The 13,499-nt window shown below is 72.4% G+C and carries 11 protein-coding genes and 1 pseudogene; 8 read left to right on the plus strand and 4 right to left on the minus strand.

Annotated elements, in window-relative coordinates; all coding sequences use genetic code 11:
- The first annotated feature begins 250 nt into the window (after positions 1 to 250).
- Together nrdR and JNO44_RS30790 are read left to right on the plus strand one after the other, a co-directional pair.
- Positions 251 to 778 carry a transcriptional regulator NrdR gene (gene nrdR / locus JNO44_RS30785; protein WP_039632105.1) on the plus strand — a complete coding sequence of 176 codons (528 nt, stop codon included), beginning with the start codon at positions 251 to 253 and terminating at the stop codon, positions 776 to 778.
- Between the two features lie 122 nt (positions 779 to 900).
- Complete coding sequence (locus tag JNO44_RS30790; RefSeq protein ID WP_205366952.1) at positions 901 to 3,786, plus strand: vitamin B12-dependent ribonucleotide reductase; 2,886 nt, start codon at positions 901 to 903, stop codon at positions 3,784 to 3,786.
- Positions 3,787 to 3,904: 118 nt separating this feature from the next.
- Here JNO44_RS30790 and JNO44_RS30795 read toward each other — a convergent pair whose 3' ends face one another.
- Both JNO44_RS30795 and JNO44_RS30800 read right to left on the minus strand, forming a co-directional pair.
- A complete protein-coding gene (locus tag JNO44_RS30795) occupies positions 3,905 to 4,744 on the minus strand; it encodes an alpha/beta fold hydrolase (protein WP_205366953.1) in 840 nt (279 codons plus the stop codon).
- A 391-nt stretch (positions 4,745 to 5,135) separates the two neighbouring features.
- Complete coding sequence (locus tag JNO44_RS30800; RefSeq protein ID WP_205366954.1) at positions 5,136 to 5,657, minus strand: TerD family protein; 522 nt, start codon at positions 5,655 to 5,657, stop codon at positions 5,136 to 5,138.
- A gap of 548 nt (positions 5,658 to 6,205) precedes the next feature.
- On the opposite strand from JNO44_RS30800, the gene JNO44_RS30805 reads away from it, so the two are divergent.
- A complete protein-coding gene (locus JNO44_RS30805; RefSeq protein WP_073449271.1) occupies positions 6,206 to 6,811 on the plus strand; it encodes a YdbC family protein in 606 nt (201 codons plus the stop codon).
- 9 nt (positions 6,812 to 6,820) lie between these two features.
- Here JNO44_RS30805 and JNO44_RS30810 read toward each other — a convergent pair whose 3' ends face one another.
- A complete protein-coding gene (locus JNO44_RS30810) occupies positions 6,821 to 7,546 on the minus strand; it encodes a TetR-like C-terminal domain-containing protein (RefSeq protein WP_240167720.1) in 726 nt (241 codons plus the stop codon).
- 122 nt (positions 7,547 to 7,668) lie between these two features.
- Between JNO44_RS30810 and JNO44_RS30815 the strand changes: the two genes are divergently transcribed.
- The 5 genes from JNO44_RS30815 (at position 7,669) to JNO44_RS30835 (ending at position 12,587) form a co-directional block, all read left to right on the plus strand.
- Positions 7,669 to 9,288, plus strand: a complete 1,620-nt coding sequence (locus tag JNO44_RS30815) for an ABC-F family ATP-binding cassette domain-containing protein (RefSeq protein WP_205366956.1) — start codon at positions 7,669 to 7,671, stop codon at positions 9,286 to 9,288.
- Positions 9,289 to 9,370: 82 nt separating this feature from the next.
- Positions 9,371 to 10,030 (plus strand): histidine phosphatase family protein, encoded by a 660-nt coding sequence (locus JNO44_RS30820; RefSeq protein WP_205366957.1) that lies wholly within the window; start codon positions 9,371 to 9,373, stop codon positions 10,028 to 10,030.
- Positions 10,031 to 10,041: 11 nt separating this feature from the next.
- Positions 10,042 to 10,947 (plus strand): ADP-ribosylglycohydrolase family protein, encoded by a 906-nt coding sequence (locus tag JNO44_RS30825; RefSeq protein ID WP_067346378.1) that lies wholly within the window; start codon positions 10,042 to 10,044, stop codon positions 10,945 to 10,947.
- Positions 10,948 to 11,167: 220 nt separating this feature from the next.
- A complete protein-coding gene (locus tag JNO44_RS30830; protein WP_039632087.1) occupies positions 11,168 to 11,869 on the plus strand; it encodes a ribonuclease HII in 702 nt (233 codons plus the stop codon).
- Positions 11,870 to 11,936: 67 nt separating this feature from the next.
- Positions 11,937 to 12,587, plus strand: a complete 651-nt coding sequence (locus tag JNO44_RS30835) for a hypothetical protein (protein WP_039632085.1) — start codon at positions 11,937 to 11,939, stop codon at positions 12,585 to 12,587.
- Positions 12,588 to 12,789: 202 nt separating this feature from the next.
- On the opposite strand, the pseudogene JNO44_RS43810 reads toward JNO44_RS30835, so the two are convergent.
- Positions 12,790 to 13,449: pseudogene (locus JNO44_RS43810) on the minus strand (hypothetical protein); the annotation flags it as partial.
- Between the last annotated feature and the right edge of the window lie 50 nt (positions 13,450 to 13,499).

The following is a 13,499-nucleotide window of genomic DNA, read 5'->3' on the forward strand; positions in this document are numbered from 1 at the left end:
AGGAGACGGCGCTGCGCGCCGGCGCGTTCCTGGCGACACGCGGTAGGCAGATATAAGCACCCCGACACCACATCTAGTGCTTAGATGCGTTCGGCCGCCTATAAGTTGTGGTGCCGGGTCAGTCGGACCCCACGGATCGCCTATGCTTGTGGCTGCTCCGAAGGGCCCGTACGGACCGGCCGGAGGTTCCGTCGCCGTACGCCGGTTCCCTTGGCGTGCGTCCGTTTTCGAGGGTGAGGAGGGTGGAGCCATGCACTGCCCCTTCTGCAGGCACCCGGACAGTCGGGTCGTCGACAGCCGCACCACGGACGACGGGACGTCGATCCGCCGGCGCCGCCAGTGCCCTGACTGCTCCCGCCGCTTCACCACCGTCGAAACGGCGTCACTCATGGTGATCAAGCGGAGCGGGGTCACCGAGCCCTTCAGTCGCACCAAGGTCATCGCGGGGGTGCGCAAGGCGTGCCAGGGGCGTCCGGTCACCGAGGACGCCCTCGCCAAGCTCGGCCAGCGGGTCGAGGAGGCGGTGCGCGCCACCGGCAGCGCCGAGCTGACCACCCATGACGTCGGGCTCGCCATACTGGGCCCGCTGCAGGAACTCGACCTCGTCGCGTACCTGCGCTTCGCGTCCGTCTATCGGGCGTTCGACTCACTTGAGGACTTCGAGGCGGCCATCGCCGAGCTGCGGGAGCAGCGCGAGCAGGGGCCGCCCGCGCACGGCGGGAGCAACGAGGAGGCCGGCGAGCCGGCCGTTCCCGTGCCCGCCACCGCCGCCGACTGAGTTCGGCGCGCACTTCCAGACCCGGGTCGGGGCGAGAGCAGGGCGCCCCGGTGCGGGAAGACATACACCGTGCCACGGAATTTGTGTGCACATATGGGCGTTTGCCCGTACAGGGAGGCGGAATGACAGAGACGACGAGCGGCCCGGCACGAGGCTCCCGCGCCAAGGGCAGCAAGGCTGGCAAGGGTCTGCGTATCGAGCGCATCCACACCACCCCCGGCGTGCATCCGTACGACGAGGTCGTGTGGGCGCGCCGTGACGTCGTCATGACCAACTGGCGCGACGGCTCGGTCAACTTCGAGCAGCGTGGCGTCGAGTTCCCCGACTCCTGGTCGGTGAACGCGGTCAACATCGTCACGAGCAAGTACTTCCGCGGCGCGGTGGGCTCCCCGGCCCGCGAGTCGAGCCTCAAGCAGCTCATCGACCGCGTGGTCAAGACCTACCGCAAGAGCGGCGAGGAGAACGGTTACTTCGCCACCCCGGCCGACGCCGAGATCTTCGAGCACGAGCTGGCCTACGCCCTGCTCCACCAGGTCTTCAGCTTCAACTCCCCGGTGTGGTTCAACGTCGGCACCCAGCAGCCGCAGCAGGTCAGCGCCTGCTTCATCCTCTCCGTGGACGACTCCATGGAGTCGATCCTGGACTGGTACAAGGAAGAGGGGATGATCTTCAAGGGCGGCTCCGGCGCCGGCCTGAACCTCTCCCGCATCCGCTCCTCCAAGGAGCTGCTCTCCTCCGGCGGCAACGCCTCCGGCCCGGTCTCCTTCATGCGCGGCGCCGACGCCTCCGCCGGCACCATCAAGTCCGGTGGCGCCACCCGCCGCGCGGCCAAGATGGTCGTCCTGGACGTCGACCACCCCGACGTCGAGGCGTTCATCGAGACCAAGGTCAAGGAAGAGGAGAAGATCCGCGCGCTGCGCGACGCGGGCTTCGACATGGACCTGGGCGGCGACGACATCACGTCCGTCCAGTACCAGAACGCCAACAACTCGGTCCGCGTGAACGACGAGTTCATGAAGGCCGTGGAGTCCGGCGCGAAGTTCGGCCTGCGCGGCCGGCTGAACGGCGAGATCATCGAGGAGGTCGACGCCAAGGGCCTGTTCCGCAAGATGGCCGAGGCCGCCTGGGCCTGCGCCGACCCCGGCATCCAGTACGACGACACCATCAACCACTGGCACACCTCGCCGGAGACCGGTCGCATCACCGCGTCCAACCCGTGCAGCGAGTACATGCACCTGGACAACTCCTCGTGCAACCTCGCCTCGCTCAACCTCCTGAAGTTCCTCAACGACGACGACCAGGGCAACCAGTCCTTCGACGCCGTGCGGTTCGCCAAGGTCGTCGAGCTGGTCATCACGGCCATGGACATCTCGATCTGCTTCGCGGACTTCCCCACCGAGAAGATCGGCGAGACCACCCGCGCCTTCCGCCAGCTGGGCATCGGCTACGCCAACCTCGGCGCGCTGCTGATGGCCACCGGCCACGCCTACGACTCCGACGGCGGCCGCGCCCTGGCCGGTGCCATCACCTCGCTGATGACCGGCACCTCCTACAAGCGCTCCGCCGAGCTGGCCGCGGTCGTCGGCCCGTACGACGGCTACGCCCGCAACGCCGACGCCCACAAGCGCGTCATGAAGCAGCACTCCGACGCCAACGGCAGCGCGGTGCGCATGGACGACCTGGACACCCCGGTCTGGGCCGCGGCCACCGAAGCCTGGCAGGACGTGCTGCGCCTCGGCGAGAAGAACGGCTTCCGCAACGCCCAGGCGTCGGTGCTGGCCCCGACCGGCACCATCGGCCTGATGATGGACTGCGACACCACCGGCGTCGAGCCGGACCTGGCGCTCGTCAAGTTCAAGAAGCTGGTCGGCGGCGGCTCCATGCAGATCGTGAACAACACGGTCCCCAAGGCGCTCAAGCGGCTCGGCTACCAGCCCGAGCAGGTCGAGGCGATCGTCGCCCACATCGCCGACCACGGCAATGTCGTCGACGCCCCCGGCCTCAAGCCGGAGCACTACGAGGTCTTCGACTGCGCCATGGGCGAGCGTGCCATCTCCCCGATGGGCCACGTCCGCATGATGGCCGCGGCCCAGCCGTTCCTCTCCGGCGCGATCTCCAAGACGGTCAACGTCCCGGAGTCGGCCACCGTCGAGGAGATCGAGGACGTCTACTTCCAGGGCTGGAAGCTCGGCCTGAAGGCGCTCGCGATCTACCGCGACAACTGCAAGGTCGGTCAGCCGCTCTCCGCCAAGAAGAAGGAGGAGGAGAAGAAGCCCGAGGCCGCCGCGAAGACCGCGGAGAAGAAGGTCGTCGAGTACCGCCCGGTCCGCAAGCGTCTGCCCAAGGGCCGCCCGGGGATCACCACCTCCTTCACCGTCGGCGGCGCCGAGGGCTACATGACCGCCAACTCCTACCCGGACGACGGTCTCGGCGAGGTCTTCCTGAAGATGTCCAAGCAGGGCTCGACCCTCGCGGGCATGATGGACGCCTTCTCCATCGCGGTGTCGGTCGGCCTCCAGTACGGCGTGCCGCTGGAGACCTACGTCTCGAAGTTCGTCAACATGCGCTTCGAGCCGGCCGGTATGACCGACGACCCGGACGTGCGGATGGCGCAGTCGATCGTCGACTACATCTTCCGCCGCCTGGCGCTGGACTTCCTGCCGTTCGAGACCCGCTCGGCCCTCGGCATCCACTCCGTCGAGGAGCGTCAGCGCCACCTGGAGACCGGCTCCTACGAGCTGCCCGAGGACGAGGTCGACGTGGAGGGCCTGGCCCAGTCCGCGCCCCGGCAGACCGACACGGCCAAGGACCCGGCCCCGGCGATCAAGGCCGTCGAGGAGACCGCCGCGCCGGCTCCCAAGCAGGCGCACACCAACGCCGAGCTGGTGGAGATGCAGCTGGGCATCAACGCCGATGCGCCGCTGTGCTTCTCCTGCGGCACCAAGATGCAGCGGGCCGGCAGTTGCTACCTCTGCGAGGGCTGCGGTTCGACCAGCGGTTGCAGCTGAGCCCGGCGCCCCGAGGGGGCGACGGCCGGTGATCGGCCGGTGGGCCTGAGCTGACCAGGGCGGTGGAGTACGGGGAGACCCGGCTCCACCGCCCTGTCGCGTCGGGGGCGGACACGACCTAGGGGAGGAAGTCCGCGATGGTCCGGGTGAAATCCTCCGGGTCGTCCAGCCACGGGAAGTGGCCGGCGCCCGGCTGGACGGTCAGCGTGGCGCCGGGCAGCAGCGTGGCGATCTCCGCGGCGACCCGGGGCAGCGGGCCGCTGTCCCGTTCGCCCGCGAGCAGCAGTACCGGCGCATCCAGCGAGGCCAGGGCGGCCCGCGCCGTGGCCGGGTCGAAGGCGCCGGCGGACGCGTACCGCTCCGCGGCCTCTTCGTTGGTCTGCGCCACCTCCGACGCGGCGTGTTCCTTGGCCGCCGCGTCCCAACGGCCGTAGAAGAACGGGGCGATGGCGTCCCAGTCGGCATCCGTGGCGGTGCCGGCCCAGACCGCCTCGTAGGAGCGGTACGCGTCCGGGAACCACGGTTCGGCGGACCGCAGGGCGGCCGCTTCCCGCCGATGCGCCTCGGTGAAGTCGATGCCCAGGGCACGGGCCCGACCGGTGACCAGGGTGAGGCTGCGGATGCGCGCCGGAAAACGGGCCGCGTAGAGCAGGGCGAGATCGCCGGCCGCGGAGTGCGCGAGAACGTCGACATGTTCGAGGCCGAGGTGGGCCCGGAGCGCCTCGACGTCGTCCACCTGCCGGTCACAGCGGTAGGTCGCCGGATCGGTGGGAATGCCCGATTCACCGGTGCCGCGGAGATCGAGTTGGATCAATTGCCGGTGGGCCGCCATTGCGCCCAGATCGCCGAAGTAGGCGGAGGCGCGCATCGGGCCACCGGGAAGGCAGAGCAGCGGCTCGCCTTTCCCGACGAGGTGATAGGCGAGTGGGGTTCCGTCGGGCGCGGTGAGAACAGGCATGGCGGTAATCCTGGGCACGAGTGAGCGGTGCGGCAAGCGGTTATGCCGGGGGCCCTGGGGAGCGTGGGAGAAGAGGACGGGAAGAGGCGTGGGGCGGGGGAGCGGGGAGAGCGGGGAGAGAGGGGGAAGCTGGTGGGAAGTGGGTGGGAAACCCTGGGGCGCGGCATTTCGGGATGGCGATATTCCGGTGGGCCCGCTCCACGGGCCGCTGCCGTGATCCTCACTCCTGCTCCCACGGTGAAGATCTGGGCCCGTACGTCCGCCGGAGCGTGATCGCCCCGGATGCTGGGCGAGTACGGTCGCGTCCCCTGGGGCGCGTGCGCAGGTGGTGGAACGTCGGAGGGGAGGCGGTTCGTCGCCGCCTCCCCTCCACATCTGCCGTAGGTGACCGTCAGGTGCCCATCAGCCGGGCGAACTCATCCGGGTTGGTGTCGAACCCGCGTAGTACGGGCTGGAACCGCCATTCACCCGAGGCGTCCCGCGCGAACTCGGCGCAGGCCGCCGCGGTCGCGTCCGGAATGCCGGCGAAGTCGTTGCGGGCCAGCCTGGTGTATCCCTCGCGTACCTCGATGAGGGTGTTGGCGACCTCGCCGAAGACCTTGCGGCCGTGCGCCTGCTGGATCACCACGCCCACCACGACGCGGGCGTAGCGCTCGGACAGTCGCTCCAACTCCAGCGTCATGACCTCGTCGTCGCCGAATCCCTGGCCGGTCCGGCTGTCCCGGTTGAGCGTGATGGTCCCGTCGGGCGATCGGCTGTCGAAGTGCACCAGGTAGGCCGGCTCTCCGTGCGGCGCGTCCGCCGGGTACGTCGCCGCGATGAGGTCCAGGTCGATGTCCGGCTCACCGATGGGGCTGGGATCCCATCCGAGTGCCACCACGACCTTCTCAATCCCCTTGTTGAACGTGCTCACCGGGTCCCCTTCCGTCAGCTCCCGTGGCCCAGCCCGTCTGCGATTCCGCGGACAACTCCCCGGGTTTTCCCCGTGTTCGACCATCGTGCCACGCGGTCGCGGGAGTCGGCCCGGTAAGTCCGTGGCCAGCCATGGGTGTTCGTGGCTTCGACGCAAAGGGCCCACTGTTTTCGGTGCAATGTGGCGCCATGTGTCGGTGCAATGGAGTGCATTGTCTTCGGTGCGATGAGGGTATTGCTCTGAGGGTGTCCTGGGGGTGGCAAGGCGGCTTACTTCCGGGGGTGTTCGTGTCGTCGTCTCATCCCGGAGGTGGGTGGCGAGTGTGAGGCGGCGCGGGCGGTGTGTTCGGGGGTGGTGAACGGGCTCTCCGGTGGCGTGCGGATGAGCGGGCGCGCCTGTCGGGAGGGCCGGTGGCGGGCCGCCGTCGAGGAGGTGGGGCGCCGGTCGGGCGCGACGGCCTCCAGCGGTGCGTGTCCGTAAGGGAGTTCGGGGCGGCAGGAAGCCGGCGGGCAGCGGTTCCGGTCGTCACCGGGCCGTACGATGGCGCGGTGCTGGTCAAGTGGATTCGCCTCACCGTCGTGGACCGCCGAGGGTTCGAACGGGGGCAGCGGAAATGGGCCGGGCTCCTGGGAGAGCCCGGCTTCCGGGGACAGGCCGGGGGGTGGAGCCGTTCCCGTCCCGGCGTGGCCCACCTGGTCGGCTTCTGGGAGAGCCGGGCGTTCTACGACTCCTTCATGGCGCGCTCGCACGACCGGTTGGCCGCCGCCCAGACCGGCACCTACAAGGACCCGCAAGTCCGGCTGTTCGAGCACGAATTCGACGTGAAGGTAGGGTTCCGTCCGGCCTTCGGCGACGCGGACGTGCTGCGGTTGGCGCACTGCCAGGTGCGCGAGGACCGGGTGGATCACTTCGTGCTCATGCAGGAGAAGGTGTGGAACCCGGCGATGGCCGGGTCGCCCGGCATGCTCCGGGGGATGGTCGGGCGGGCGCCGGGCGAGGAGTTCCTGGTCCTGTCGATGTGGCAGTCGGCGGCCGAGCGCGGCAAGTACCGTCCGGAGCGGGTGGAACGGCTGGCGCTGCGGGCCCAGATAGCCGCCGACGTGCAGGCGATCGCGGGCGATGTGGTGCAGCTCGAACCCTCCTGGACGGTGTGAGCGCCGCGGTCAGACCCCCTGTCGCGGCGGGGCGGACGCGTCGCCGGTCGGGCGCCCGGGGGTGACGCGGCCGGGGGTGAAGACGCCCGCGCGGGCCGCGGCCAGTGCCGCCGCGGCGGCCTGGTCGGCGAGCGCCTCGTCGACCGGTTCCCGGGTGACGAACAGCCGGCAGAGCAGTGGGGCGGGCACCGCCCGCACCAGTGCCCCGGCGTCGACGGCGGCCCCCTCCGGGCCGGCCGGTAGTTCCCCGCGTGCGACGGCGCGCTCCACGATGGTCTCGCAGCGCGCGAACCGCTCGGCGTAGTAGGTGCGCAGCGCCGACGCGGCTCGCTCCGACTGGAAGCCGGCCGCGATCATCGCGGAACCGGACGCGCCCGTCGCGGGCTCGGTGAACGAGGTGACGACCTCGCGGGCGAGCGCCCGCAGATCGCCCTCCAGCGACCCGGTGTCGGGCGGCAGCCAGCTGTCCTCGCCCGCCAGGTCCAGGGCGTCGGCCACCAGGCCCTCCACGTCGCCCCAGCGGCGGTAGAGCGTGGTCTTGTGCACCCCGGAGCGGGCGGCGACGTACTCGACCGTCAGCCCGGGGTAGCCGAGTTCGCCCAGGCCGGCCAGGACGGCGTCGCGGACGACGGCCCGGGTGCGGGCCGTTCGCCCGCCGGGGCGCCGGGTGCCGGGGGTGGGGGAGGACGCCGGACCGTCGCTCTCGGACTGCTTCTTCTGACCCTCGCCGGGCAATTGCAACTCCTGTTGCGTTAGGGGTTGGGCTGTGTCATCCTCATCGTAACGCGACATGAGTTGCGTTTGCTCGTCGGCGGGGGTGCTGTCCGGCGTGCCCGCGGCAACACCCGGAGGATCGCGTGCCCACTCAGATCTCGCTGCACGACGTCAGCAAGTCCCACGCCGACCGCCCTCTCCTCGACCGCGTCTCCCTGGCCGTGCGCCCCGGCGAGCGCCTCGGGATCGTCGGGGAGAACGGCGCCGGAAAGTCCACCCTGCTGCGCCTCATCGCCGGCCTGGAGCCGCCCGACGAGGGCCGCGTCCTGCTCACCGCCGACGGTGGCACCGGCTACCTGGGCCAGACCCCCGACCTCCCCCCGGACCGCACCGTCCAGGACGCCATCGACGCCGCCCTGGCCGAACTCCGGGACATCGAGCGCCGGCTGCGGTCCCTGGAGGCGACCCTCGGGGACGCCGCCCCGGCGCAGCTCGACGCGTACGGCGACCTGCTCACCCGCTTCGAGCTGCGCGGCGGATACGAGGCCGACGCCCGCGTCGACCGCGCGCTGCACGGCCTGGGCCTGGACGGTCTGGGCCGCGGCCGGCTCCTCGGCAGCCTCTCCGGAGGCGAACAGGCCCGCCTCGGCCTGGCCTGCCTGATCTCCGCGGCGCCCGAGGTCATGCTGCTCGACGAACCGACCAACCACCTCGACGCCACCGCCCTGGACTGGCTGGAGGAGGCCCTGCTCGCCCACCGCGGCACGGTCCTCGCGGTCTCCCACGACCGGCTCTTCCTGCAGCGCATCGCCACCGCCGTCGTCGAGGTCGACGCCGACCGCCGCGCCCTGGTCCGCTACGGCGAGGGCTACGGCACCTTCCTCGCCGCCAAGGCCGCCGCCCGCCGCCGCTGGGAGCAGGAGCACGCCCAGTGGTGCGACGAGGTCGACCGGCTCACCGCGCACGCCGCCGGCGCCGCACGCGGCGTCGCCCAGGACCGGGGCATGAAGGACAACAACAAGATGGCCTACGACCGCGACCGCGGGCGGGTCCAGGCATCCGTCTCCAGCCGGGTGCGCAACGCCCGGGAACGGCTCCGCCGGCTCCGGGCCGAGCCGGTGCCCCGGCCGCCCGAGCCGCTCCGCTTCCGGGCCGCCCCCGACTCCGGCGACACCGCCGGCACCCTGGTCCGCCTCGACGACGTCCAGGTCGGCGACCGCCTCGCCGTGGACGCCCTCACCGTCCGCGCCGGCGAGCGGATCCTCGTCCACGGCGCCAACGGCGCGGGCAAGACCACCCTCCTGCGGGTCATGGCGGGCGCCACCACGCCCGACCGCGGCACGGTCGTCCGCCGGGGCCGGATCGGCTTCCTCGCCCAGGAGATACCGGTCTCCCGCCCCGCCGAGCCGCTGCTGGCCGCCTTCGGCCACGGCCTGGCCGGCGTCCCCGACGAGCTGGCCGCCCTGCTGCTGTCCTTCGGCCTGTTCCGGGAGCGCGACCTCCACGTCCCCGTCGGATCGCTCTCGGCCGGCCAGCGCCGCCGGCTGGCCCTGGCCCGCCTGCTCGCCCGCCCCGCCGACCTGCTGCTGCTCGACGAACCCACCAACCATCTGGCGCTCGCCCTCGTCGAGGAACTGGAGGAGGCGCTCGCGGCCTGGCCCGGCGCCCTGGTCGTGGTCTCCCACGACCGGCTGCTGCGGCGTCGCTTCGCCGGCCGGCCCTACGAGCTGCGCGACGGCCGCCCGGCCCTCGTCGCCTGCTGAGGCCCCGGTGCGGGCCGGTGTCCCGCCCGGTGCCCCTCCGCCGCACCCGGCATGTACAGGGCAGGCGTTTTAGGCTGGCGGCATGGCCCGGCCCCGACGCATCGTCCTGCTCCGCCACGGCGAGTCCGTGGGGAACGCCGACGACACCGTCTACGAGCGCGAGCCGGACCACGCGCTCGCCCTGACGCCGACCGGGCTGCGCCAGGCGGAGGAGGCCGGCCGCGCGCTGCGCGCGATGTTCGGCCACGAGCGGGTCTCCGCCTATGTGTCGCCCTACCGCCGCACCCACCAGACCTTCCGGTGCCTGGACCTGGATCCCGGCCGGGTGCGGGTCCGCGAGGAGCCCCGGCTGCGGGAGCAGGACTGGGGCAACTGGCAGGACCGCGACGACGTGCAGCGCCAGAAGGTGTACCGCGACGCCTACGGCCACTTCTTCTACCGCTTCGCCCAGGGCGAGTCCGGCGCCGACGTCTACGACAGGGTCGGCGCCTTCCTGGAGAGCCTCTGGCGCAGCTTCGAGGACCCCCACCACCCGCCCAACGTCCTGATCGTCACGCACGGCCTCACCATGCGGCTGTTCTGCATGCGGTGGTTCCACTGGTCGGTCGCCGAGTTCGAGTCGCTGTCCAACCCCGGCAACGCCGACTGGCGCGCCCTGCTCCTCGGTCCGGACGGCCGCTACACCCTCGACCGCCCTTTCGACCGCTGGTGTGAACCCGAGCCTTATGGCGTCACCGGTTAAAGTGCACAGCGATGACGACCCCTGATCCTCGTGACGCCGAGCGTTGTGCGCGGGCCCTGGCGAGCCTGCGCGGCCTCTCCGTGGGCGACGCCCTCGGATCGCAGTTCTTCGTCCCCGCCCACTACCCCGCCCTCAAGCGCCGCGAGCTGCCGCCCGCGCCCTGGCGGTGGACCGACGACACCGAGATGGCCTGCTCCGTCCTGGCCGTCCTCACCACCCACCACCGCGTCGACCAGGACGCCCTGGCCCGCTCCTTCGCCGACCGTCACGACGACGGCCGCGACTACGGCCCGGCCGTCGACCGCCTCCTCCGCCTGATCCGCGAGGGCGGCGACTGGCGCGAACTGTCCGCCGCGCTCTTCAACGGCCACGGCTCCTGGGGCAACGGCGCCGCCATGCGCATCGCCCCGCTCGGTGCCTGGTACGCCGACGACCCCGAGCAGGCCACCCACCAGGCGGAGATCTCCGCCTACCCCACCCACCAGCACCGCGAGGCCGTCGTCGGCGCCATGGCGGTGGCCGCCGCGGCCGCCCTGGTCGCCGACCCGTCCCGCACTCTCGGCCCCGCGGAACTGATCGACGGCGTGCTGTCCCTGATCCCGCGCAGCGCCGTACAGGCCGGCCTGCGCCGGGCCCGCGACATGCTCGACTACGGCGACCCCGGCACCGTCGCCGCCGTCCTGGGTTGCGGACGCCGCACCACCGCCCACGACACCGTGCCCTTCACCCTCTGGGCCGCCGCCCGCAACCTCGGCGACTTCGAGCGGGCGTTCTGGACCACCGTCCGGGCCGGCGGCGACGTCGACACCACCTGCGGGATCGTCGGCGGCATCGTCGCCGCGGCCCCCGGCGGCACCCCGCCCCAGGAATGGCTCGACCGCACCGAGCCGCTGCCCGCCTGGGCCCCCACGCTCTGACCGGCACCCCGGGACCGCTTGGCCCCGGAGCGCAACGGGCCCTGCCGGCAGGCGACTTCGCGCCCGACGGGTGCTCTGCGCGCGCCCGTACGCGGGCTTGCGCAGCGCCGCCGGCAGTCGTCGCGGAGCGCCGCGTGCGGCCCTCCGCCGGTGCCCGTGCGCCGCTGCTCGGGATCCGATGCGGACGACGGCGCCGAATAGGCGTAACCTGGCTGGCGCCATGCCGTACGAGCCTCCCACCCATACCGTCGAGCGATCACTGCGCGCCACCACCGGCGCCAAGATCGTCGCAGGGATCGACGAGGTCGGACGCGGGGCCTGGGCCGGCCCGGTCAGCGTCTGCGCAGCCGTCACCGGCCTCCGTAGGCCACCGGACGGACTCACCGATTCCAAGTTGCTGACCCCCAAGCGCCGCACCGAACTCTGCGACGTGCTCGCGGACTGGGTCACCTCGTACGGTCTGGGGCACTCCTCCCCGGAGGAGATCGACGCCCTGGGCATGACCGCGGCACTGCGGCTCGCCGCCGTACGCGCCCTGGAGGCGCTTCCGGTCCGGCCGGACGCGGTCATCCTCGACGGCAAGCACGACTACCTGGGCGCGCCGTGGCGGGTCCGTACGGTCATCAAGGGCGACCAGTCCTGTATCGCGGTCGCCGCGGCGTCCGTGATCGCCAAGGTGCGACGGGACGCCATGATGGCCGAACTCGGTCTGGAATACGCCGACTTCGACTTCGCGACCAACGCCGGCTATCCCTCGCCGACCCACCGCACCGCCCTGGAGGAGCACGGTCCCACGCCGTACCACCGGGTGTCCTGGTCCTACATGGACGCCCTGCCCCGGTGGCGGCACCTGAAGAAGGTGCGCGTCACCCCCGAAGCAGCCGCTCTGGAGGCCGGTGGCCAACTCGGCTTCGACTTCTGAGCGGAGCGGGGCGGGAATTCGGTACCCACTGACATGTCCCGCACCTACGTTTGATAGACATCCCTTTATGCCTCTCATCCCCGAGGAGCCTCAGATTCACGAGAGTGTCCCGGGTCCCCGCGCAACTCCGGCCGCCGGCCGCACCGCGCCGACCCCCCGTCCCGTCCCTGGTCCCGGTCCCCGCCCCGCCCCGCCGCGAGGCGCCCCCGCGTCCAGTGCCCGTCCGGGCAAGCCCGGACCTGCCGCTCCGCCCCGAGGGTCCGTCCCGGCCCCGCCGGCGCAGCGCACCGGTTCCCCGCAGCCTCCGGCCGCCACGGCCGAAGCCGTCGTGGGCACCCAGCTCCAGCTGATCCCGGCTCCCGCCGACGGAGCTGTCGACGCCGCCGACGAGGCCGTCGACCTGCTCCTGGACTCCGGCCGCGCGCCGGGCGAGGTCCTGGTGCTGACCACCGGCGAGAACCACCCGTGGGCGGCCCACGAACTGTCCTTCGGCGAGGGGTCCTACTGGGCCCAGCACGACGCCGGTGACGACGTGTTCTACGCGGACGCCGGCGCCGAACGCCTCGGCGGACGACCGGTGGTGGTCGTCGCCGTCAACGGTGGCGACGACGCGGTCACCGCGCGGGCACTGCCGGCCGCCATGGCCCGTGCCGGAGCGCTGCTGATCGTCTGCGGCGACCCGGAGCGGATCAACGCCGTGCTCGGCGCGAACGCCTGACCCCTGCTGGTCGGGCGCCCTAGCGTGCCGCCGGGTGGCGGCGGATTTCGGGCGTGCCGCCGCCGGCGGCGCGCCGGGGCGTTCCCCGGCCGCCGCCGCGCGGCTGCTCGCCCGGCGCCGCGGTCCGTCCCGGTGGGACGCGCTGCGGGGCCACCGGTCCCTGGTCGGCCGGTCGGTCCGGGAGGCCGGCCGGTCGCTCCGCGGTCCGCGGGCCCGGCGGGGTCGCGGCGGCTCCGGGCACGACGTCCTCCGGGGCGGCCGGGGCGTCGACCGTCCCGCTCCCCGTGTCGCGGCCGGCCCGTGCCGTATCCGGCCCGCGTCCGGACTTCGTGGCGACGGCCGTCCTGGGGCGTCGCCCGCCCCGCTCTTCACCCAGTACCTGCCAGCGGTCCCGGGTCAGTGCGATGAACGCCCCGCAGCGGAGGCCGTGCAACGTACAGGCATCGCGCAGGCCCCACATCCACGCCCCGTCCACCTCCGTCCAACGGGGTTCGCCCTCCCGGCAGAGCAGCAGCACCGCCGTCCGGACCGGCACCCGCAGCCGCAGGTCGTGCGGGATGATCCGACGCAGTTGGGTCAGCAGCGCGTTGCGGTACTCCCAGCCGTCGGGCGTCGCCGCCGGGCCGGTGAACGACGCGCTGGCGACGATCCGTTCCTGGGCGTCCAGCACCGCCACGATCACCGTGGACGGGCCGGGGAGATGGCGGCCGTGCAACTCGGCGACGACCTCGCGGGGGCTGCGCAGCAGCGGGATCCCCGCCGACGCCCACTCCGCGGGCTCCAGCAGCCGCCCCAACCGGGCGGCGGGGCCGTCCGCATCGGGCGGTGGGTCCTGCGGGGGCCGGGCGAATCCGAAGGTCATCGTCCTCCCTTCGTCTACGCGTCCGTGCCGCGGGCCACGGCCGGGTGCGC

This window comes from Streptomyces noursei (assembly GCF_016917755.1).
In the GTDB taxonomy this organism is placed as follows: Bacteria; Actinomycetota; Actinomycetes; order Streptomycetales; family Streptomycetaceae; genus Streptomyces; species Streptomyces yunnanensis.

Bases quoted from the DNA above. Each gene is read 5' to 3' on its own strand.
- JNO44_RS30795 (WP_205366953.1), bottom strand. From the start codon at position 4,744: ATGCCTGTTCTCACCGCGCCCGACGGAACCCCACTCGCCTATCACCTC.
- JNO44_RS30835 (WP_039632085.1), top strand. From the start codon at position 11,937: ATGCCTCTCATCCCCGAGGAGCCTCAGATTCACGAGAGTGTCCCGGGT.
- JNO44_RS30830 (WP_039632087.1), top strand. From the start codon at position 11,168: ATGCCGTACGAGCCTCCCACCCATACCGTCGAGCGATCACTGCGCGCC.
- JNO44_RS30790 (WP_205366952.1), top strand. From the start codon at position 901: ATGACAGAGACGACGAGCGGCCCGGCACGAGGCTCCCGCGCCAAGGGC.
- JNO44_RS30820 (WP_205366957.1), top strand. From the start codon at position 9,371: ATGGCCCGGCCCCGACGCATCGTCCTGCTCCGCCACGGCGAGTCCGTG.
- nrdR (WP_039632105.1), top strand. From the start codon at position 251: ATGCACTGCCCCTTCTGCAGGCACCCGGACAGTCGGGTCGTCGACAGC.
- JNO44_RS30825 (WP_067346378.1), top strand. From the start codon at position 10,042: ATGACGACCCCTGATCCTCGTGACGCCGAGCGTTGTGCGCGGGCCCTG.